At 71.0% G+C, this 19,402-nt stretch carries 18 protein-coding genes; 11 read left to right on the top strand and 7 right to left on the bottom strand.

Going from position 1 to position 19,402, the window contains the following annotated elements:
- Positions 1-9 precede the first annotated feature (9 nt).
- Positions 10-750, top strand: coding sequence for an SDR family oxidoreductase (locus HR086_RS17555; RefSeq protein ID WP_174453749.1), 741 nt, complete (start codon positions 10-12; stop codon positions 748-750).
- A 15-nt stretch (positions 751-765) separates the two neighbouring features.
- On the opposite strand, the gene HR086_RS17550 is transcribed toward HR086_RS17555, so the two are convergent.
- A complete protein-coding gene (locus tag HR086_RS17550) occupies positions 766-1,434 on the bottom strand; it encodes a metallophosphoesterase (protein ID WP_174453750.1) in 669 nt (222 codons plus the stop codon).
- 67 nt (positions 1,435-1,501) lie between these two features.
- The gene (locus tag HR086_RS17545; protein ID WP_371745640.1) at positions 1,502-2,401 is read right to left on the bottom strand and encodes a transcriptional regulator; all 900 of its coding nucleotides are present in this window, start codon (positions 2,399-2,401) and stop codon (positions 1,502-1,504) included.
- Positions 2,402-2,627: 226 nt separating this feature from the next.
- Here HR086_RS17545 and alr point away from each other — a divergent pair, with 226 nt between their 5' ends.
- Entirely contained in the window at positions 2,628-3,848 is a 1,221-nt protein-coding gene (gene alr / locus HR086_RS17540) for an alanine racemase (RefSeq protein ID WP_174460596.1), read from the top strand.
- A 6-nt stretch (positions 3,849-3,854) separates the two neighbouring features.
- Here alr and HR086_RS17535 read toward each other — a convergent pair whose 3' ends face one another.
- Positions 3,855-4,853 carry a lysophospholipid acyltransferase family protein gene (locus HR086_RS17535; RefSeq protein ID WP_246137162.1) on the bottom strand — a complete coding sequence of 333 codons (999 nt, stop codon included), beginning with the start codon at positions 4,851-4,853 and terminating at the stop codon, positions 3,855-3,857.
- A gap of 92 nt (positions 4,854-4,945) precedes the next feature.
- Between HR086_RS17535 and HR086_RS17530 the strand changes: the two genes are divergently transcribed.
- Positions 4,946-7,702 (top strand): M1 family metallopeptidase, encoded by a 2,757-nt coding sequence (locus HR086_RS17530; RefSeq protein WP_174460597.1) that lies wholly within the window; start codon positions 4,946-4,948, stop codon positions 7,700-7,702.
- 72 nt (positions 7,703-7,774) lie between these two features.
- On the opposite strand, the gene HR086_RS17525 is transcribed toward HR086_RS17530, so the two are convergent.
- On the bottom strand, positions 7,775-8,530 hold the full coding sequence (locus tag HR086_RS17525) for an enoyl-CoA hydratase (RefSeq protein ID WP_174466175.1): 756 nt from the start codon (positions 8,528-8,530) through the stop codon (positions 7,775-7,777).
- 119 nt (positions 8,531-8,649) lie between these two features.
- Entirely contained in the window at positions 8,650-9,546 is an 897-nt protein-coding gene (locus tag HR086_RS17520) for a ribose-phosphate pyrophosphokinase (protein WP_141642608.1), read from the bottom strand.
- 139 nt (positions 9,547-9,685) lie between these two features.
- Here HR086_RS17520 and HR086_RS17515 point away from each other — a divergent pair, with 139 nt between their 5' ends.
- From HR086_RS17515 to orn, 4 genes are all read left to right on the top strand, one after another.
- Positions 9,686-10,375: a phosphoribosyltransferase gene (locus HR086_RS17515; protein WP_246137163.1), complete on the top strand. Its 690-nt coding sequence runs from the start codon at positions 9,686-9,688 to the stop codon at positions 10,373-10,375.
- A gap of 71 nt (positions 10,376-10,446) precedes the next feature.
- A complete protein-coding gene (locus HR086_RS17510; protein ID WP_174460598.1) occupies positions 10,447-11,139 on the top strand; it encodes a dienelactone hydrolase family protein in 693 nt (230 codons plus the stop codon).
- Positions 11,136-11,588, top strand: a complete 453-nt coding sequence (locus tag HR086_RS17505; protein WP_174453755.1) for an archease — start codon at positions 11,136-11,138, stop codon at positions 11,586-11,588. The genes HR086_RS17510 and HR086_RS17505 overlap by 4 nt, the downstream gene beginning before the upstream one ends.
- 51 nt (positions 11,589-11,639) lie before the next feature.
- A complete protein-coding gene (orn, locus tag HR086_RS17500; RefSeq protein WP_141642611.1) occupies positions 11,640-12,191 on the top strand; it encodes an oligoribonuclease in 552 nt (183 codons plus the stop codon).
- Positions 12,192-12,212: 21 nt separating this feature from the next.
- On the opposite strand, the gene HR086_RS17495 is transcribed toward orn, so the two are convergent.
- Together HR086_RS17495 and HR086_RS17490 are read right to left on the bottom strand one after the other, a co-directional pair.
- Positions 12,213-12,605, bottom strand: a complete 393-nt coding sequence (locus HR086_RS17495; protein ID WP_141642612.1) for a response regulator — start codon at positions 12,603-12,605, stop codon at positions 12,213-12,215.
- 157 nt (positions 12,606-12,762) lie between these two features.
- Positions 12,763-14,307 (bottom strand): AMP-binding protein, encoded by a 1,545-nt coding sequence (locus HR086_RS17490; protein ID WP_174460599.1) that lies wholly within the window; start codon positions 14,305-14,307, stop codon positions 12,763-12,765.
- A gap of 204 nt (positions 14,308-14,511) precedes the next feature.
- Between HR086_RS17490 and HR086_RS17485 the strand changes: the two genes are divergently transcribed.
- From HR086_RS17485 to HR086_RS17470, 4 genes are all read left to right on the top strand, one after another.
- Positions 14,512-16,044 (top strand): DUF5722 domain-containing protein, encoded by a 1,533-nt coding sequence (locus HR086_RS17485; protein WP_174453757.1) that lies wholly within the window; start codon positions 14,512-14,514, stop codon positions 16,042-16,044.
- Positions 16,045-16,210: 166 nt separating this feature from the next.
- The gene (locus HR086_RS17480; RefSeq protein WP_174453758.1) at positions 16,211-17,455 is read left to right on the top strand and encodes an HlyD family efflux transporter periplasmic adaptor subunit; all 1,245 of its coding nucleotides are present in this window, start codon (positions 16,211-16,213) and stop codon (positions 17,453-17,455) included.
- Positions 17,452-18,222 carry an ABC transporter ATP-binding protein gene (locus HR086_RS17475; RefSeq protein ID WP_141642615.1) on the top strand — a complete coding sequence of 257 codons (771 nt, stop codon included), beginning with the start codon at positions 17,452-17,454 and terminating at the stop codon, positions 18,220-18,222. Before HR086_RS17480 ends, HR086_RS17475 begins: the two co-directional genes overlap by 4 nt.
- An 87-nt stretch (positions 18,223-18,309) precedes the next feature.
- Positions 18,310-19,402, top strand: a 1,093-nt coding sequence (locus HR086_RS17470; RefSeq protein ID WP_174466174.1) for an ABC transporter permease, incomplete at its 3' end; no start/stop codon positions are given.

Here is a 19,402-nt window from a genome sequence, read left to right as displayed (position 1 = left end):
AGAAACGACATGAATGCACAGACCCCGAAGGTGGCCCTCGTCACCGGCGCTTCCCGAGGTATCGGCGCCGCCGTCGCGAGGCGGCTGGCCCAGGACGGCTTCACCGTCATCGTCAACTACGCGGAGTCCGCCGCGCCCGCGGAGGCGTTGGTCCGCGAGATTGAGCAGGCGGGCGGCAAGGCCCTGGCCGCCCGGGCGGATGTCAGCCAGAGCGCGGACGTGCGGCGCCTGTTCGACGCGGCCGAGACGGCGTTCGGCGGCGTGGACGTGCTCGTCAACAACGCGGGCATCATGAGCCTCTCCACGCTGGCGGACACCGACGACGCCGTGTTCGAGCGGCAAATCGCGGTCAACCTCCAGGGCACCTTCAACACCCTGCGGGAAGCGGCCCGGCGGCTGCGCGACGGCGGGCGCATCATCAACTTCTCCTCCAGCGTGGTGGGCCTGCTGCAGCCGACCTACGGCGTGTACGCGGGCACCAAGGCGGCGGTGGAGGCGATGACGAGCGTGCTGGCCAAGGAGCTGCGCGGACGGAACATCACCGTCAACGCCGTGGCCCCGGGTCCCACCGCCACGGACCTGTTCCTCAAGGGCAAGCCCCAGGACCTCGTCGACCGCCTGGCGAAGCTCGCGCCGCTGGAGCGACTGGGCCAGCCCACGGACATCGCCGCCACCGTCGCCTTCCTCGCTGGCCCCGACGCCGGCTGGGTCAACGGGCAGGTGCTGCGCGCCAACGGCGGAATCATCTGAGCGCGGGGCGCGGGCTCACGGCGAGCCGTTCACGTCCACGTAGGCGCGGCGGGCTGGCACGGAGACGAGGCGTCCTTCCGGCATCACGTAGGCCGTGAGGCGCCCGCCGTACACGCAGCCCGAGTCCAGGCCCACCGCATGCGAGTGCTGCTGCACGCCGCGCATGGCGTCGTGGCCGAAGATGACCAGCTCCGGGCCCTTCCAGCAGCTGGCCCAGGGCACGCCGCCATCCACGCGCTTCGACGGCGTCCCGTCCGGGGCGATGCTGCGCAGGTTGAGCAGTTCATCCGCGCGCTGCGCTTCCAGCGGGACTCCTGGCACCAGCCCTCCGTGCACCGCGAGGACATTCAGGTCCGGGAAGCGGCGATACAGCGGCTGGGCCTCCAGGTACGTCCAGTCCTCGGCCGTCAGCGTCTCCAGGACCTGTCGGTGCTCCTTGCCCAGCTTCTTGCCCTCGGGGGCGTGTCCCGTGTGCCAGCGCAGCACGTGCGCGTCGTGGTTGCCTCGCACCGCGAGCAGCCCGCGCTCGCGAGCGCACCGCACCACGCCCGCGGAGTCCGGCCCCTTCGCCACCAGGTCGCCCACCAGCACCACGCGGTCGTCCGGCCGCCAGCCACACACGGCCAGCAGCGCGTTCAGCTCCTCCGCGCAGCCATGGACGTCTCCGATGAAGAGCGTTCGCATCCCGCCTCTTCTTTAATTCGCTTCGACGCCCCGGGGAACCCTCCCGGGAGGTGCGGGGTCCGCGGCGTCAGTCCGCTTTCGAGCGCAGCAGGCGGCTGAGATTCACGTCGAGCTGGCTGGAGATGAGGCGCAACACGCTGTCGAGCTGGGAGCCGGTGAGGCGCAGCCGCTCGGTGAGCAACCGTCGGGTCTCCTGGAGCAGCGCGTCCTGCGCGGCCACCACCCACCGCGCCGCGGTGGAGCGATGCACGCCGTAGAGCGCGCCGAGCTGGTCGATGCTCAGCCCGTCCAGGTACTTCAGGCGCAGGAAGTTGCGCTGACGGGGCTCCAGGATTCCGAGCGCCGCGGAGAACGAGGTGCTGAACTCCGCGCGGTACGTGTTCTTGAGATAGAGCAGCTCCGGGTCGTCCCCCGGCGCCACGAGCAGCGACAAGTCACCGTCATCCGCCTGGGGATGTCCGCTGCGCTGGCGCTGCCAGTCGAGCGCGAGCCACAGCGCCGCGGCCCGCACCCACCCGCTGAGCGGACCCGTCCCCGGGTAGGCGGCCAGCCGCGCGGGAGAGTCGGCGCTGCCCACGAGCATGCGCTGGCGCAGCAGCTGGCGGACCTCGTCGAGCCCCGTGGGCGGCAGCTTCAGCCGCGCGACGGCCGCGTTCACCTCGGGCAGGAAGCTCGACTCGAAGGCGTTCAGCGCGGAGGGCAGCCGGTCCGCGGCTGCGCGAGCCAGGTACACGTCCGGGAGGTGGAACTTCTCCACGTCCTCGGAGGGCGCCTGCGTGGGGAGCAGCCGCGCCAGATGACTGACGAAGCGCACGCCTTCCAGCTCCACCCCGGGCCAGGCCGCGCGCGCGGTGGACAACGCGCGCGTCAGCCGCTCCTGCAGCAGGGGCAGCGACGGCTCCGGCGCGGAGGAAACACCACGCGCGGCGATGAAGGCCTGGGCCAGGGAAACGTCCGGGGGGGACACGCCGTGGGACGATAGCACCCCCCTCGCGTAATCCGGATTCAACCATTTCCGAAGTGAACTCTTGTTTGCCTGGGTTCGCTGATGGAGGAGGGCTCCGGGACAACAGGTATGACAAGGGGTGGGCCCGGACGGTCCCCCGGTGCGCCTGCTCCATACGCGGGCGCCTGTGTCCCAGGGGCCGCGAAGCCCATGGCCCGTCCATTGCTGGTATGGGGCGGGAGTCGACGTGGTGGAGGTGAACGTGGAGTCAATTGGCGGCGGGCCCGGGGATGCGGCCCATACCTCGTGGTTGGAGCTGAGCGCGGGGGCGCTGCGGCACAACGTGGAGGTGTTCCGGGCGCTGGAGGGGCGGGGAGGGACGTCGCAGTCGCTGGGCGTGGTGCTCAAGGGCAACGCCTATGGGCACGGGCTGGCGCAGGTGCTGCCGCTGGTCCACGGGCTGGTGGACCTCCTGTATTTCATCGCGCCGCAGGACGCGCTGAAGGTGCGTGAGTACGAGCGGGCCCAGGGCCTGCCTCCCCGGCAGGTGGTGGTGCTGGGCGCGGTGGCGCCGCACGAGGCGGTGGTGTTGGCGCGCGAGGGGGTGGAGGTGGTGGTGGCGGACCGTGGCTGGGAAGACGCGGTGCCGGTGCTGCGCGCGGCGAAGCTGGAGCGGCCGCTGCGGGTCCACGTCCACATCGACACGGGCCTGGGGCGCGAGGGCTTCACGCTGGAGCAGCTCCCGCGCGAGACACAGTTCCTGGTCGACGCGCGGGACGTGCTGGAGGTGGTGGGCGGGCTGAGCCACTTCGCCAACACGGAGGACGTGACGGAGCAGGGCTACGCGCTGGCGCAGGTGGACGCGTTCGAGACGGGGCTGCGGCTCTTGTCGGGACAGCTGGGCGAGGGGCGGGTGCTGCAGCGGCACATCGCCGCGAGCGCCGCGGCGCTGGTGTTGCCCCGGGCGCGCTACGAGGCGCAGCGGGTAGGGATTTCGCTGTATGGGCTGTGGCCGTCGGCGGAGACGCGGTTGTCGGCGCGGCTGGTGTTGGGCGAGGTGCCGGTGCTCAAGCCGGTGTTGTCGTGGCGGTGCCGCAGCCAGGTGGTGAAGTGGCTGCCCGCGGACAGCTATGTGGGCTACGGCTGCACCTACCGGACGTCGGAGCCCACGCGCATCGCGGTGCTGCCCGTGGGCTACTACGACGGCTATCCACGGCTGGCCTCGGGCAAGGCGCACGTGCTGGTGAACGGGCGGCGGTGCGCGGTGCTGGGCCGGGTGATGATGAACCACCTCATCGTCGACGTGACGCGCGCCGCGCATGACGAGCGCCCCGTGACGGCGACGTTGCTGGGGCGCGAAGGCGACGAGTCCATCAGCGCCGAGTCGCTCGCCGGCTGGGCGCAGACGCTGCACTACGAGATTGTCGCGCGCCTGGGCGCGCACCTGCGGCGCGTGGTGGTGGAGTAGCGACGCTCAGCGCTTCGCGTCCGTCGCGCTGGGAGGCTGCACCTTCCAGCGGCGGTGCAGCCACATCCACTGGTGCGGGTACTTGCGGATGCAGCGCTCCAGCGCCGCGGTGACGCGCGCGGTGTGCTCCGCAATCGGGTCCTCGCACTCGCCAGGCGCGGGCGGGAGGATGGGCCCTTCCACTTCCAGCCGCAGCCTGGGGCCCAGCTTGCCGTTGCGCACGCCCATCACCACGAACACCGGCGCGCCCGTGCGCTGCGCGGCCACCGCCATGGCGGGCGTCGTGGAGGCGAGCCTCCCGAAGAACGGAACGAACACCGCCGCCTTCGCCGGCAGCGCCTGGTCCAGCAGCATGAAGGGCGACTCGCCGCGCTCCACCGCTTCCGAAAGCTCCTGGATGGCGCCGCGCGGATAGATGAGCCCCGCGGGAAGGCGCACCCGGTTCTCCGCGATGCGCGTGTTGAGCGCGCCCTTCAACGGACGCACCAGCGCAACCAGTGGCACGCCCAGGCGCACCAGCATGTCTCCCAAAAGCTCCCAGTTGCCGAAGTGCGCCGTCACCATCAGCGCGCCCTTGCCCGTGGCCACGCGCGCCTTCAGCGCCTCCCAGGCCTCCGTGCCCTCGACGCCCTGCTCGGCCCAGTCCGACGTCAGCCGGTCTCCCGAGGGCACCGACTCCAGCACCACGCGCGACATGTTGATGTACGCGCCCCGCGCGATGTCCCGTCGCTCCGCGTCGGTCTTCTCCGGCAGCGCGTGCGCCAGGTTGTCCAGCGCGACGCGGCGGCGGATGCCCAGCGTGTACGCCAGGTTGCCCACGAAGCGGGCGATTGCGTCGCGTGACGCGAACGACAGCCACGTGAGGAACGCGAAGACGAAGCGCGTCACGAACTTCACCACCGGGCCCGGAGGCGTGCCGATGACACGGCGCAGATGCTCGGAGGGCACCTTCGCGGCGTTCGCTGGCGGGACTGTCTGGTCGGAAATGGGAGCGGGCGAGGACACGGAGGCACTCCACCCCGAAGTGAAGATTACGGCAAGAACACACTCATGCGCGGCGCTACCCTGGCTGCCCGGCATGGGCCACTATGCGCGCCATGCCCAACCTGCTCCGAGCGGTGGTTCTGTCCACCGTTGCCCTGTTGTGCGCGTGCGGTGCCCGGCAGAACCCTCCGGCCGCCGAGCCCGCAGCGACTGCTCCCGCTTCATCCTCCGCGGCCTCGGCCGCTCCCACGCCGCCCACGCTGCGTCTGCCCAAGGACGTGCGTCCCAATGGCTATGCGGTGGAGCTCACGCTGGACCCGAAGGTCTCCGCCTTCCAGGGCACGGCGAGCATCGGGCTCGACGTGGCCCAGCCCACCTCCATCGTGTGGCTGCACGGAAAGAACCTCACGGTGAAGGAGGCCTCGCTGATGCAGGCGGGCGCCACCATCGACGTGACGCCGCTGAAGAGCGAGAAGGGTGACTTCCTCGGCTTCTCGCTGGCGAAGCCGCTGGCCATCGGCACCGCGAAGCTGCGCGTGGTGTACGAGGGCACCGCCTCCGAGAAGGAGACGGACGGCGCCTTCCGCGTCAACGAGGGCGGCGACTGGTACGTCTACACGCAGTTCGAGCCCATCGACGCGCGGCGCGTGTTCCCGTGCTTCGACGAGCCCGAGTTCAAGGTGCCCTGGCAGCTGACGTTCCATGTGCCCGCGGGCAACGTGGCCGTCACCAACACGCCGCAGCTCGCCGAGGAGGCCCGCCCGGACGGTGGCCGCACCTACCGCTTCGCGCGCACCCAGCCCCTGCCCTCCTACCTCATCGCCTTCGGCGTGGGCCCGTTCGACTTCCTCGCCGCCGCGGACTCCGGCCAGAAGAAGGTGAAGACGCGCATCATCACCCCGAAGGGCCGCGCCGTCGAAGGCACCTACGCCGCCAAGGTGACGCCCGAAATCCTCGCCGCGCTGGAGGACTACTTCGGCATCCCCTACGCGTACGAGAAGCTGGACGTCATCGCGGTGCCGCTGCTCGGTGGCGCCATGGAGCACCCGGGCCTGGTGACGTTCAACTCGCGGATGATGCTGGCGAAGCCGGAAGAGGACTCGCTCAGCCGGCAGCGCGGTTTCTCCGACACGCAGGTGCACGAGCTGGGGCACCAGTGGTTCGGCAACCTCGTCACGCTGGCGTGGTGGGACGACCTGTGGCTCAACGAATCCTTCGCGACCTGGGTGACCCCGCGCATCATCGAGACGTGGCAGCCGTCGTGGGACGCGCCGGTGGAGCGCGTGCAGGACCGCAGCCGCTCGCTGGACTCCGACAGCCTCCTGTCCGCGCGCCGCATCCGTCAGCCCATCGACACGGCCAATGACATCCACAACGCGTTCGACGGCATCACCTACGGCAAGGGCTCCGCGGTCCTCACCATGACGGAGGAGTGGCTGGGGCGTGAGGTGTTCCGCAAGGGCATCCAGCGCTACCTGCGCAAGCACGCGCACGACAACGCCACGGCGAAGGACTTCCTGGACGCGCTGTCCGCCGAGGCGGGCAAGGACGTGACGGGCGTGCTGGGGACGTTCCTGGACCAGGGCGGCGCGCCGCTCGTCACCGCGTCGCTGGAGTGTGGCGCGGGTCAGCCGAAGGTGGTCCTCACCCAGCAGCGCTACCTGCGGCTGGGCTCGCAGGCGCCGGGGCCGCAGACGTGGAAGGTGCCCGTGTGCGTGGAGTACGCGGCGGGCAACAAGGACGCGCGCGCCTGCACGGTGCTGGAGGGAGAGCGCGCCGAGGTCGTCCTGCCGGAGGCGAAGACGTGCCCGGCCTGGGTGTTCCCCAACGCGGAGGGCGCGGGCTTCTTCCGCATGCAGCTCGCGGGGGACGCGGCGACGAAGCTCCTGAAGACGGGCGTGGCGAAGCTGTCGCGCTCGGAGCGCGTGGCGCTGCTGGGGGACGTGAAGGCGCTGGCCCTGTCCGGGGCGCTGCCGGCCTCCGAGGCGCTGGCGCTGGCGGCCCGCATGGCCCAGGACCCGGACCGCGTCATCGTCGAGAGCACGATGGACATGCTGGACCTGTCGAGCGCGCGGCTGTTGCCGGAGGCGCGCCTTCCGGACCGTGCGCGCTTCCTGCGTGAGACGTACGGCCCCCGGGCCCGGCAGTTGGGCTTCGCCTCGCGCAAGGGCGAGAGCGAGGACACGCGCCTGTTGCGTCCGCGCCTGGTGCGGGTGGCGGGCCGCGACGGCGCGGACCCGAAGATTGTCGCGGAGGCTCGGGCGCTCTCGGACAAGTGGCTCACCGACAAGCGCGCGATTGAACCGGAGATGGTGGACGCGGTGCTCGCGGTCGCCGCGGCGCACGGGGACGCGGCCTTCCAGCAGAAGCTCCTCACGGCGGTGCGCTCGGAGAAGGACCGCTCCACGCGTCAGCACCTGCTGGGGGCGCTGAGCGGCTTCAGGGACCCGGTGCTGGTGAAGCAGGGCCTGTCGCTGGTGTTCGACAAGGCGTTGGACCCGCGTGAGACGATGTGGATGGTGTTCGGGGCCACGCAGCACGCGGGCACGCAGGGCGTGGCGCTCGACTTCGTGAAGGAGAACTACGACCGGCTGGTGGGGGACTCGCCCGACGCGCTCCTGCCGAAGGACGCGGCTGGCCGGATGGTCTTCGTGGCCGGCGGCTTCTGCAGTCCGGAGCGGCGGCAGGAGATTTCGGACTTCTTCACGACGCGCAACGCGAACGCGCCGGGCGGGCCTCGCATGCTGGCGCAGATTCTGGAGTCGGTGGACCAGTGCGTCGCGCTGAAGTCGGCGCAGGCGGCCAGCATCGAGTCCTTCCTCACCGGGCGCGGCACGCCTCGTCCGCCGCAGGCTCCGACGACGCGCTGACCCACGTCCGGAGTCCGGAGTTCGAGCCCGGGGCCAGCGCTGGCTCCGGGCTCATGAGGTCCCCGAGGGCGGCTACTTCTTGCTGCCGCGCGACATGAAGGCCATGAAGGCTTCCTGCGCCTCCGTGGAGCCCAGGCGCTCGATGAACTTCGCGCCCTCGCGCGCCAGCGTGGCGTGCGTCTCCTCGCGGCGCGGTCCCCGAATCAGCTCCTTCGTCACGCGCACGGCCTCGGCGGGACGCAAGGCCAGGGTACGGGCGCGCTCGGCGGCCACTTCCTGGAGGCTCTCGGCGGACACCACCTTGTTGATGATGCCGGCGCGCAGCGCGGTCGCCGCGTCGAAGGGCTCGCCGAACAGCAGCAGCTCGCTGGCCAGCGCGTAGCCGGCCATGCGCGGAATCAGCAGGCTGCTGGCGCCTTCCGCGCACAGACCGAGCTGGACGAAGGGCATGTGGAAGCGCACGCGCTCGCTCGCCACCACGTAGTCACAGTGCAGCAGCATCGTCGTGCCGATGCCCACCGCGGGGCCATCCACGGCCGCCAGCACGGGCTTGGGTGCGTCCACCAGCGCCTTGAGGAAGAGGAACACCGCGCTGTCCTCGCCCGCGGGCGGGTGCTCCATGAAGTCGCCGATGTCATTGCCCGCGGTGAAGACGCTGCCCGCGCCGGTGAGCAGCACCACGCGGACTTCGTCGTCCGTCGCCGCCTGCTTGAGCGCGGCGGTGGCCGCCTCGTACATCGCATGCGTGAAGGCGTTCTTCTTCTCGGGTCGGTTGAAGGTGAGGGTGAGGACCCCCGCTTCCCGCTTCGTCAGCAACGTGTCGGACATGGGGCAAGCCTAGACCGAGTCCATCCCCGGCGCGGGCTCAACTTGCACCCCTCGCCGCGCCCGGCCCGCGAGCGCCGGGCCCTCGTGTGCCCACTTCTCCCACGCATGCTCCCACCTGCTCACGGCCGCAGCGCGCGGGCGACCAGCGGAGCGAGCGTCACCACCCGGTGCCCGAACGGCAGCCCCGAGGGTGGCTCCACGCTGTCGGTGCTCACGAGCTGAGTCACCGGCAGCGCGCTCAGCCGCTCCACCGCCGGGCCCACCAGCAGCGCGTGGGTCGTCACCACCGTCAGGTCATCCGCGCACCCCGCGGCGCGCAGCGTGCCCGCCGCCGCGACCAGTGTGCCGCCCGTGGACACCATGTCGTCCACCAGGATGGGCCGCTTGCCGCGCACCTCGCCCATGAGGCCGCTGGCGTGCACCTCGTCGCCGCTCAGCCGCACCTTGTGAATCACCGCCCACGGACGGCCCAGGAGCCGCGCCAGCGCCTCCGCGCGCTTCACCGCGCCCAGGTCCGGCGCCACCACCACCGAGGTGTCCGTGACGTGGGGCCGCAGCGCCTCCGCCAGCACCGGCAGCGCGGTGAGGTGCTCCAGCGGCGCGCCGAAGCACCCCTCCAGCGCGGGGCTGTGCAGGTCCACCACCAGCACTCGCGCGAAGCGGCCCTGGGACAGCATGTCCGCCACCAGGCGACCGCCCAGGGGCTCGCCCGGCCGTGCGCGTCGGTCCTGCCGCGCGTAACCGAGGTACGGCACCACCGCCTCCAGCCGCGCCGCGCCGGCCCGCCAGCACGCGTCCGCCATCAGCAGCAGCTCCAGCAGGTGCTCTCCCGCCGGAGGCGTCAGCGATTGCACCAGCACCACGGTGCGCCCTCGCACGGCGGCGGGGACCTCCAGGTGCATCTCTCCATCGGGAAACCGCTCGAAGTGACAGTCAGCGGGCGCCACGCCCAGGGCCAGGGCGAGCTCACGTCCCAGGTGGGGACTGGCGGTGCCGATGAGGAGGATGGGGTCCATGGCCCAACCCTAGCGCGCCCGGTGGCCCGGGGGCTCGGCGCTCGCTGCCTCCCCTGGCGACGTGCCTCCGGGAGAGCCGTTGTCCGCCCCTTCGCCGCCAGCGAGCCCGGGCGTGCTTTTCCTAGGGACAAGGAGAGTGATGATGCGCTTTCGCGACAGAGCGGACGCCGGGCGACGGCTGGCAACGATGCTCCTGCCCTACCGGGGCTCGGACGCGCGCGTGCTGGGGGTGGCTCGCGGGGGGCTTCGGGTGGCGTACGAGGTGGCCCGCGCGCTGGAAGTCCCACTGGACGTCTGGGTGTCGAGGCGGCTGAGCATCCCCGGACGGGCGCTGACCCTGGGCGCGGTGTCCGAGGGAGGCGGCCAGTATCTGCTCTCGGATTCGCTGCGGCTGGCGCCCCTGCCCAGGAGCGAGGTGGACTCGCTGGTGAGCGAAGAGGCCAGCGTGGTGGAGGAGCAGGTGCGGCGGCTGCGCGGACGTCCTCCGCCGGAGCTGGGCGGCCGCACGGTGCTGCTGGTGGATGACGGCGTGCTGACGGGCGCCACCGCCGCCGCCGCGCTGAGGGCCCTGCGGCTCCTGCATCCGGCCCGGCTGGTGATGGGCACCCCGGTGGCCTCGCCCCAGGGGCTGGAGGTGCTGCGAAGGGAGGCGGACGCGGTGGCGTGCGTTTCGACGGAGGCGGGGATGCGCTCCGTGGCCGAGGCGTACGACGACTTCCGCGCGTTCCCGGACGTGGAGCTGCAGAACCTGGTCGAGCGCTCGCGCCAGCCGCCATGGCGCTCCCAGGCGGTGCTGGAGTCCACGGACCCGGGTGGGTCCTGGATGTGAGCCGTGCGCCGTGAGTCGTGAAGCCTTGGGCTTGTGACGATGTGAACCCGTGACGCGAGGAGGGCGGCTCCATGTGGCAGGACGACCCGAAGGACCAAGAGGTCCACGAGGTGGCGGTGCGCTCCGGGCGGGTGGAGCTGGGCGGCAGTCTGGGGCTTCCTCCGGGCGCGCGCGGGCTGGTGGTCTTCGCGCACGGCAGCGGCAGCAGTCGCTTCAGCCCCCGCAACCGCGCCGTCGCGCGGAGCCTGCGCGACGCGGGGCTGGCCACGCTGCTGTTCGATTTGCTCGGCGCGGACGAGGAGGCGATGGACGCGGGCACCGGCGAGCTGCGCTTCGACATCCCCTTCCTCGCGCGGCGGCTCATCGCCGTGACGCGGTGGGCGCAGGCCCAGCCGGAGCTGTCCGGGATGGGCCTGGGCTACTTCGGCTCCAGCACCGGCGCCGCCGCGGCGCTGGTGGCGGCCGCGCTGCACCCGGAGCTCGTCCAGTCGGTGGTGTCTCGCGGTGGCAGGCCGGACCTGGCCGGTCCCGCGCTGGCCCGGGTCCGCGCGCCCACGCTGCTCCTGGTGGGCAGCCTGGACGTGGACGTGCTGGAGCTGAACCAGGACGCGTTCGACGAGCTGTCCGCCGCCAAGTCCCTCATCGTCATCCCCGGCGCCACCCACCTGTTCGAGGAGCCCGGCACGCTGGAGGAGGTGGCGCGCCGCGCGGCGGACTGGTTCACGCGCCACCTGGATGCACCTCGACTGGAGGCGCGTGAATGAGCACCGAGTCGTGGACAGGCGAAGAGTCGCCGCCCCCGCGCTGGGAGGTCTTCTCCCGGGGCGGCGAAGTCGCGGTGCGAGGCGAGGGCCGCACGCCCGAGGAGGCCTTCGAGCAGGTCGCGCTCGCGCTGTGCACGCGCGTGACGGACCCGTCCACCGTGGAGGTGCGCGAGGAGGTGGACGTGGTGTGCGACGCCGTCGACCGGGAGGGGCTGCTGATGGACTGGCTGCGCTCCGTCGTCCAGCTCATGGGCTCGCGGCGACTGCGCTTCCGCTGCTTCGCGGTGCGCCTGGATGGGCCGCGCCTGTTCGGCCGTGGCTACGGTGAGCACCTGGACCCGGTGAGGCACCGTCCCTCTCGGGACGTGAGAGGCGTCACCCTGAGCGGACCCACCGTGCGCCGGAGCGCGGACGGTCGGTGGACCGCCGAATGCGAGGTGGAAGTCTGAAGCGGAGTATTGAGGCCCCGCATGGGCGCGGGGGCTGGTATAGGCATCGGAATGCGCTCGCGTGAACCCCGCTTTGTCTGGCTGGACCTGGAGATGACCGGGTTGGACCCCGAGTCGTGCGCCATCATCGAGATTGGCGTCATCATCACCGGGCCGGATTTGCGCCCCATCGCGGAGTTCGAACGCGTCATCTGGCAGCCGGAGGAAGTGCTCCTGCGCATGGAGCCCGTGGTGCGTGAGATGCACACGCGCAACGGCCTGCTCGAGAAGGTGCGCGCCTCCAGCACGTCGCTGCGGGTGGCGGAGCGGGAAGTGACGGCGCTGGTGGCGGAACACTGCCCGCTGGGCGAGGGCGTGCTGGCTGGCAACTCCATCCACACCGACCGCCGCTTCCTGTTCCAGTACATGCCGCTCCTGGAGCGCTACCTGCACTACCGCATGGTGGACGTGACGAGCCTCAAGGTCCTCGTGCGCGCGTGGTACCCGAACCTGGTGGAGCCGCGAAAGCCGCCCAGCGGTCACACCGCGCTCGCGGACCTGCGCTCCAGCATCAACGAGCTGCAGTACTACCGCGACATCCTGTTCCGCGCGACGCCGGGCTGAGCGACGCCGGGACGGCGTGCCTCAGCCCGCCGTCCCTGGAGTGCCGGGCGTGGGCCCGTCGGGCCCGCCGAGCAGCTCGGTGATGGTCTCCAGCAGCAGGTCGAGCTCGAAGGGCTTGGCCAGGAAGCGGGCGCTGGAGCGGCGCTCCTCCTCGGAGATGCGGCCCGCGCTCATCACCACCACGGGAATGGTGCGCAGCGAGGCGTCGTCGCGCATGCGACGGAGCATCTCCCGGCCGTCCATCACCGGCATCATCAAGTCCAGCAGCACCAGGTCCGGACGCACCTCCGCCATCCGCTGCAGGCCCTCCGCGCCGTTGAAGGCGGTGAGGATGCCGTAGCCCTCCACGGAGAGGATGTCCTGGAGTGCCTCGACGATGGCCAGCTCGTCATCCACGATGAGCAGCCGCTTCATCGACGCACACCCTCCCTTCGCGCGCGGTCACCACATGGGGCCTCGTTCAGCGGAACCACCCCGGCTCCGGCCACCCCAGGGCGGGACGGTAGGACACGGCGCGGCGCAAGCCATGGTTTTGAGCGCGGTGTGTTCGGAATGCTGCGGACCAGGGGTCTCACCGCAGTCGGGCTCGCAACAGGTGTTTCTGGACCTTGCCTAGCGCGTTGCGAGGCAGCGAGTCCATGAAGACGACGCGACGGGGCTTCTTGAAGCTGGCCAGCCTGTCCTTGCACCAGTCCACCAGCGCCTGGGCCTCGGGGGCGTGGACGCCGGCGGGGGGAACCACGACGGCCACCACCTGCTCGCCATAGTCCGCGTCCGGCAGGCCCAGCACGGCGACCTCGGCCACGCCCGGGTGCGTGGCGAGCACCTCCTCCACCTCGCGCGGGTACACGTTGAAGCCGCCGCTGATGATGAGCTCCCGCGCCCGCCCGGTGATGCGCAGGTATCCGTCCGCGTCCAGCTCGCCCAAATCGCCCGTGCGGAACCAGCCCTCCGAGTCGAAGGACTCCGACGTGGCATCCGGCCGGCGCCAGTAGCCGGCGAAGACGTGGGGGCCCTGGACTTCGATTTCCCCCATCTCCCCCGGGGGCAGGTGCCGGCGCGTGCGCACGTCCACCACGCGCGCCTGCTGGCCGGGGAAGGGGAAGCCCACCGTGCCCGGCCGGCGCTCGCCGTCGTACGGGTTGGTGGTGTTCATGAGGGTCTCCGTCATCCCGTAGCGCTCCAGGATGCGCGCGCCGAAGTCCTTCTCGATGTCGTGGAAGAGCTGGGGGCTCAAGGGCGCTGAGCCGGAGACCCACAGGCGCAGCTCGCGGGGCTTCACGCCCGTGCGCCGTGACTCCTCCAGCAGCCGTCCGTACATGGTGGGCACGCCGAAGAACATCGTCAGCGAGGCGTCATCGCGCAACGTGGCCAGCGCCTCCGTGGCGACGAAGCGCCGGTGCAACTCCAGGCTCGCTCCGGTGTACAGCGTGCCGTGCAGGCCCACCATGAGGCCGTGCGTGTGGAACAACGGCAGGGCGAGCAGCAGCCGGTCCGCCGCCGTCCAGCGCCACGCCTCGGTGACGGCCTTCACGTTGGCCAGCAGGTTGCGGTGCAGCAGCATGGCGCCCTTGGAGCGGCCGGTGGTGCCGGACGTGTAGCCCAACACCGCCAGGTCCTCCGGACGCGGCAGCGCGAGCGCCACCGGTGACGTCGTGCCTTCCTCGAGCAGCGTGTCGAAGTCGATGACCTCCAGCGAGGCCGGAGGCGCGACGGTGGTCGGCTCCACGGTGACGAGCCACTGCAGCGACGGGAGCTGGTCTCTCAGGGGGATGAGCTCGGCGACTCCCGAGGCGCTGGTGACACAGGTGTGCACCTCCGCGTCCGCGAGGATGTGGGCCAGCTCCACCTGGCGGTACGCCGTGTTGACGAGCACCACCACGCAGCCCGCGTGCTGCACACCCAGGTAGGCGACGATGAAGCGAGGGCTGTTCTCCAGGAAGAGCGCCACGCGCTCGCCTGGCTGCAGGCCGCGCTGACGCAGCCCCTTCGCGAAGGCCGCGACGTGCGCGGCGAACTCGCCGTGGGAGGTCGACTCGCGCTCGAACGTGAGCAGCGGCCGGCCCGGCGCGTCGTGGGCGTGTTCCAAGAAGACTTCGAGGAGGGACGAAGGCATGAGCCGCGCAGCCTACTTCCCTCACTTCCAATCAAGACAAGCTGTGAGTCAATTTTGACGACATAGAATGGTTTTAATTGCATAATCTGATTATCTCGTTGAGTTGGCCTGAGGACGCGAGACAGGGAGTGGGTCCTCGGCGGGCTCGACGCGCACGGGAGGTGTCACTTGCGTCGAGGACTGTTTGGAGGCCGGGCCCTTGGGTTGGCGCTGGCTCTGGCCGTGGTGGGACTGCTGCCGGCGGTGGCGGGGGCGAACCTGCCGTATCCGACGCGCACCGCGTATCGCCTGAAGGGCGTGCAGCCGGACTTCTGGCCTGGCTACGACGAGCTCGCGGGCAACAACACGGGCGGCGTGGCGATGAACCTGGTCTGGGCCTCGTGGGAGCCGTCGGTGCAGGCGCCGCCGTGTACCGGAGGGCGCGTGGAGTACGCGGGGCACTGCTTCGCGGTGGCGGCCAACGTGGACGCGGCCATCCGCGAGTGGACGGCGCGCGGCGTGGTGGTGACGGCCGTGGTGTACGGCGTGCCCGCGTGGGCGCGCGCGGGGCGCACGTGTACGCCCGCGGCGGCGGGCTTCGACATCTTCTGCGCGCCCAACAACGCGGCGGACTACGGCCGCTTCGTGGGCCTGCTCGCGCAGCGCTACAACGGGCTCAACGGCCATGGTCGCATCGCCGACTTCGTCATCCACAACGAGGTCAACTCCAACGACTGGTTCGACATCGGCTGCGGTCAGGGCGCGGGCGCGTGCAACACCACGGCGTGGCTGGACACGTACGCGGCCAGCTACAACGCCGCCTATGACCAGGTGATGACGTGGCAGTCGGCGGCGAAGGTGCTCATCTCGCTGACGCACCACTTTGGTCCGGAGCTGGATGCGCCGGGGGCGAGCAGCCCGCTCCTGTCGGCGACGACGTTCTTGAATGGCTTCGCGGCGCGCGTGGGCTCGCGAGCGTGGCGCGTGGCGTACCACCCGTACGCGCCGGACCTGTTCCGTCCGCAGTTCTCCGCGGATGACTACCCGCGCGTGACGTACGGCAACCTGGGCGTGCTGGCGGGTTGGCTGCGCAAGACGTTCCCCACCCGGCAGCACGCGTGGGAAATCCAGCTCACGGAGAGCGGCATCCACTCCGGCTCGCCGCAGTCGTCGGAGGCCGCGCAGCAGACGGCGGTGTGCGACTCGTTCCGCAACGTGCTGGGGACGCCCGGCATCGAGAGCTACATCTACCACCGCATGCACGACAACGCGGCGGAGGGTGGACTGGCGCTCGGGCTGCGCCGTGTTGACGGGAGCGCGAAGCCGTCGTGGAGCACATGGGCGCTGGCCAACCGCAGTGACTTGAACCCGCCCCAGCTCTCCTGCGGCTTCGAGGAGCTGCCGTACACGCGCCTGCGCCGGGGCTACCACGCCACGCGAGGCCACTGGGCGTCGTCGCGGCTCCTGCCTCCGGGCTTCCGGCAGGAGTCCTCGTGGCGGCTGCTGCGCGACGGCATGCCGGGCATGCGGATGCTGTACGAGTGCCGCGTGGGCGACCACAACCTGCTCAGCCCGGACGTGGGCTGCGAGGGCCTGCCGCCCCTGGGGCCGGTGGGCTACATCCACCTGCAGCAGGTGCCGGGCACCGTTCCGCTCTACCGCTGCAACCTGGGTCAGGGCAGGGACCACTTCATCTCCCCCGCGTCGAACTGCGAGGGGCAGGTGACCGAGCAGCTCCTGGGCTACGCCTTCCCCTGACGGTGAACCCGCCTGGAGGCCGGGCGGGGCGGGGTGCTGTTCGCTTCTGGGACAGCACTTCGCGGAACCGGGCACGGGCCCACGAGGGGGCGTGCGGGGTCCGAGCAATTTCCTGGGGTTGAGTCGCGTGTAACGGTTGGCACGCGGCTCGCTCTAGGGGTGGCCCGTGGACATTCCCAAAGCCAAGAAGCCGCGCCGTAAACCCTGGTTGTTCGCCATCGGCGGCGCGTTCGCGCTCATCCTCGTCACGGTGGGTCTGGGTCGGCTGCGTCCGGCGGCGCCCTCGGTGGACCGGGCCTCGGTGTGGCTGGATACGGTGAAGCGCGGCCCCATGGTGCGCCAGGTGAAGGGCGCGGGCACGCTGGTGCCCGAGTACATCCGCTGGCTGACGGCGGACACCGCGGGCCGCGTGGAGCGAATCCACGTGCGGCCCGGCGCGACGGTGAAGGCGGACACGCTCCTCATGGAGCTGGCCAACCCGGACGTGCAGCTCCAGATGCTGGAGGCGGAGCGGCAGCTCGCCAGCGCCGAGGCGGAGTTCATCCAGATGCGCATGACGCTGGAGACGCAGCGGCTGGCGCAGGAGGCCGCGGTGGCCACCCTCACCGCCGAGTCCTCCGACGCCGAGCGCCGCGCCACCGCCAACGCCGTCCTCGTCGAGAAGGACCTCATCCCCGCGCTCGACGCGCGGCAGGCGGGCGAGAAGGCGGGCGAGATGACGCGCCGCCTGGATTTGGAGCGCAAGAAGCTGTCCGTCGTCGCCTCCAGCATGAGGGACCAGCTGGTGGCGTTGCAGGGACAGGTGGAGCGATTGAAAGCGGTGGCCCGCTTCCGTCGTACCCAGGTGGAGTCGATGAAGGTGCTCGCCGGGGAGGACGGAGTGCTGCAGGAGCTGCCGCTGGAGCTGGGTCAGTGGGTGACGCCGGGCGTGTTGCTGGCGAAGGTCGTCAAGCCGGAGCGGCTCAAGGCGGAGCTGAGAATCGCCGAGACGCAGGCGCGCGACATCGTCCAGGGCCAGAAGGCGCTGGTGGATACGCGCAACGGCGTGGTGGAGGGCACGGTGGCGCGCGTGGCGCCGGCGGCGAGCCAGGGCACGGTGCGGGTGGAGGTGTCGCTGCCCGACGAGCTGCCCAAGGGCGCGCGGCCCGACCTCACGGTGGAGGGCACCGTGGAGCTGGAGCGGCTGGGCAACGTGCTGTCGGTGGGTCGTCCGGCCGGTGCGCAGCCCAACGGGACGATGTCGCTGTTCCGGTTGATGCCGGGCAGTGACGAAGCGATTCGAGTGCCGGTGCAGCTGGGCCGGGGTTCGGTGAATGCCGTGGAGGTGCTTCAGGGCCTCGCGGAAGGTGACCAGGTGGTGCTGTCGGACATGGCCGCGTGGGATGCGGTCGAGCGGGTGAGGCTGCGATGATGACGACGACGAACAACAATGCGGAGACGCCTGCTTCCGAGGACGCGGCGGTGCTGTCGGGTGCGGCCAAGGTGGAGTCGGGCAAGTCCCTCATCACGCTGGAAGGGCTGACGAAGGTCTTCGAGACGGAGGAGGTGGAGACACACGCGCTCTCCAACATCCACCTCAACATCCGCCAGGGGGAGTGGGTGGCGATTGTCGGCCCCTCGGGCTCCGGCAAGTCCACGCTGCTGGCGGTGCTGGGGTTGCTCGACACGACGACGCGGGGCACGTACCTCCTGGATGGAAAGAGCGTGTTGGATTTGTCGGCGTCGGACCGGGCGCTGGTGCGCAATCGGCACATCGGCTTCATCTTCCAGAGCTTCAACCTCATCGGCGACCTGACGGTGTTCGAGAACGTGGAGCTGCCGCTGACGTACCGGGGCATGCCCGCCGCCGAGCGCAAGCAGCGGGTGGAGAAGGCGCTGGAGCGGGTGGGCATGGCGCACCGCGCGCGGCACATGCCGGGCCAGCTCTCCGGCGGTCAGCAGCAGCGCATCGCCGTGGCGCGCGCGGTGGCCGGAGACCCGCTCATCCTGCTGGCCGACGAGCCCACCGGTAACCTCGATTCGAAGAACGGCGAGGCGGTGATGCAGTTGCTGTCGGACCTGCACAAGGCGGGCGCCACCATCTGCATGGTGACACACGACCCGGCGCACGCGCGCACCGCGACGCGCACGGTGAGCCTCTTCGACGGTCGCATCGTGCAGGACGAGCAGCGCCGCTGACCTTTTCTCCTCTCGTGGGCCTCGCCCGGGTCGCTCCTGGCGGGGCGGCTCTCGGGAGGACCGCGTCCTGAATCACTCGGAGTCGTCGTGGGAACCTTCCTCCAGAATGTCCGCTACGCGGTGCGCTCATTGCGCAAGAGCCCGGGCTTCACGTTGATCGCGGTGCTGGCGCTGGCGCTGGGCATCGGCGCGAACAGCGCGGTCTTCAGCGTGGTGAACGGCGTGCTGTTGAATCCGCCGCCCTTCACGCAGCCCGAGCGCCTGGTCCACATCTGGGGCAACTACGCCAAGGCGAACATCAAGGACATCGTCGTGTCGGTGCCCGAGTACCGGGACTACCTCACGATGCCCAAGGCCTTCGGCTCGCTGGCGGCGTTCGATGCGAACAATGTCACGCTCACCGGGGGCGACGCGCCGGAGCGGCTCCAGTTGACGCGCTCCACGGCCTCGCTGTTCCCCACGCTGGGCGTGTCTCCGGTGCTGGGCCGCGCCTTCTCCGAAGAGGAGGAGGCGCTGGGGCGCGACAAGGTGGTGGTCTTGACGCACAAGACGTGGCGCACGCGCTTCGCGGCGGACTCGAGCGTGCTGGGCCGCGAGCTCCGGCTCGACGGGGACACGTACACGGTGGTGGGCGTGCTGCCGCCCGGCGTGGAGTACCCGGCGGACACGGACCTGTACGCGCCCCTGGCGCCCACGCAGGAGCAGGCGGCGGAGGTTTCGCGTGGCTACCACTTCCTCAGCGTGGTGGGGCGGCTGAAGCCCGGCATGACGCTGGAGGCGGCGAAGGCGGACATGGACCGGGTGGGGCGGGAGATGGAGACCCTGTACGAGCAGAGCTACAAGGACTACGGCTGGACCATCACCGTGAAGTCGCTGGAGGACGAGGTGGTGGGCCAGGTGCGCGGGACGCTGTGGCTCCTGCTGGGCGCGGTGGGCTTCGTGTTGCTGGTGGCGTGCAGCAGCGTGGCGAACCTGCTCCTGGCCCGGGCGACGGCGCGTGCACGCGAGGTGTCCATCCGCGCGGCGCTGGGCGCGAGCCGTGGGCGACTGGTGGCGCAGTTCCTCACCGAGAGCCTGGTGCTGTCGGCGGTGGGCGGCGGACTGGGGCTGCTGCTGGCCGTGTGGGGCACGGACGCGCTGGTGGCGATGGTGGGGGACGGGCTGCCTCGCGCGGCGGAGG

Source organism: Myxococcus sp. CA039A, from assembly GCF_013336645.1.
GTDB lineage: Bacteria > Myxococcota > Myxococcia > Myxococcales > Myxococcaceae > Myxococcus > Myxococcus llanfairpwllgwyngyllgogerychwyrndrobwllllantysiliogogogochensis.
Note: the sequence above shows the minus strand (reverse complement) of the source record. Positions and strands in the feature narration are given on the sequence as shown.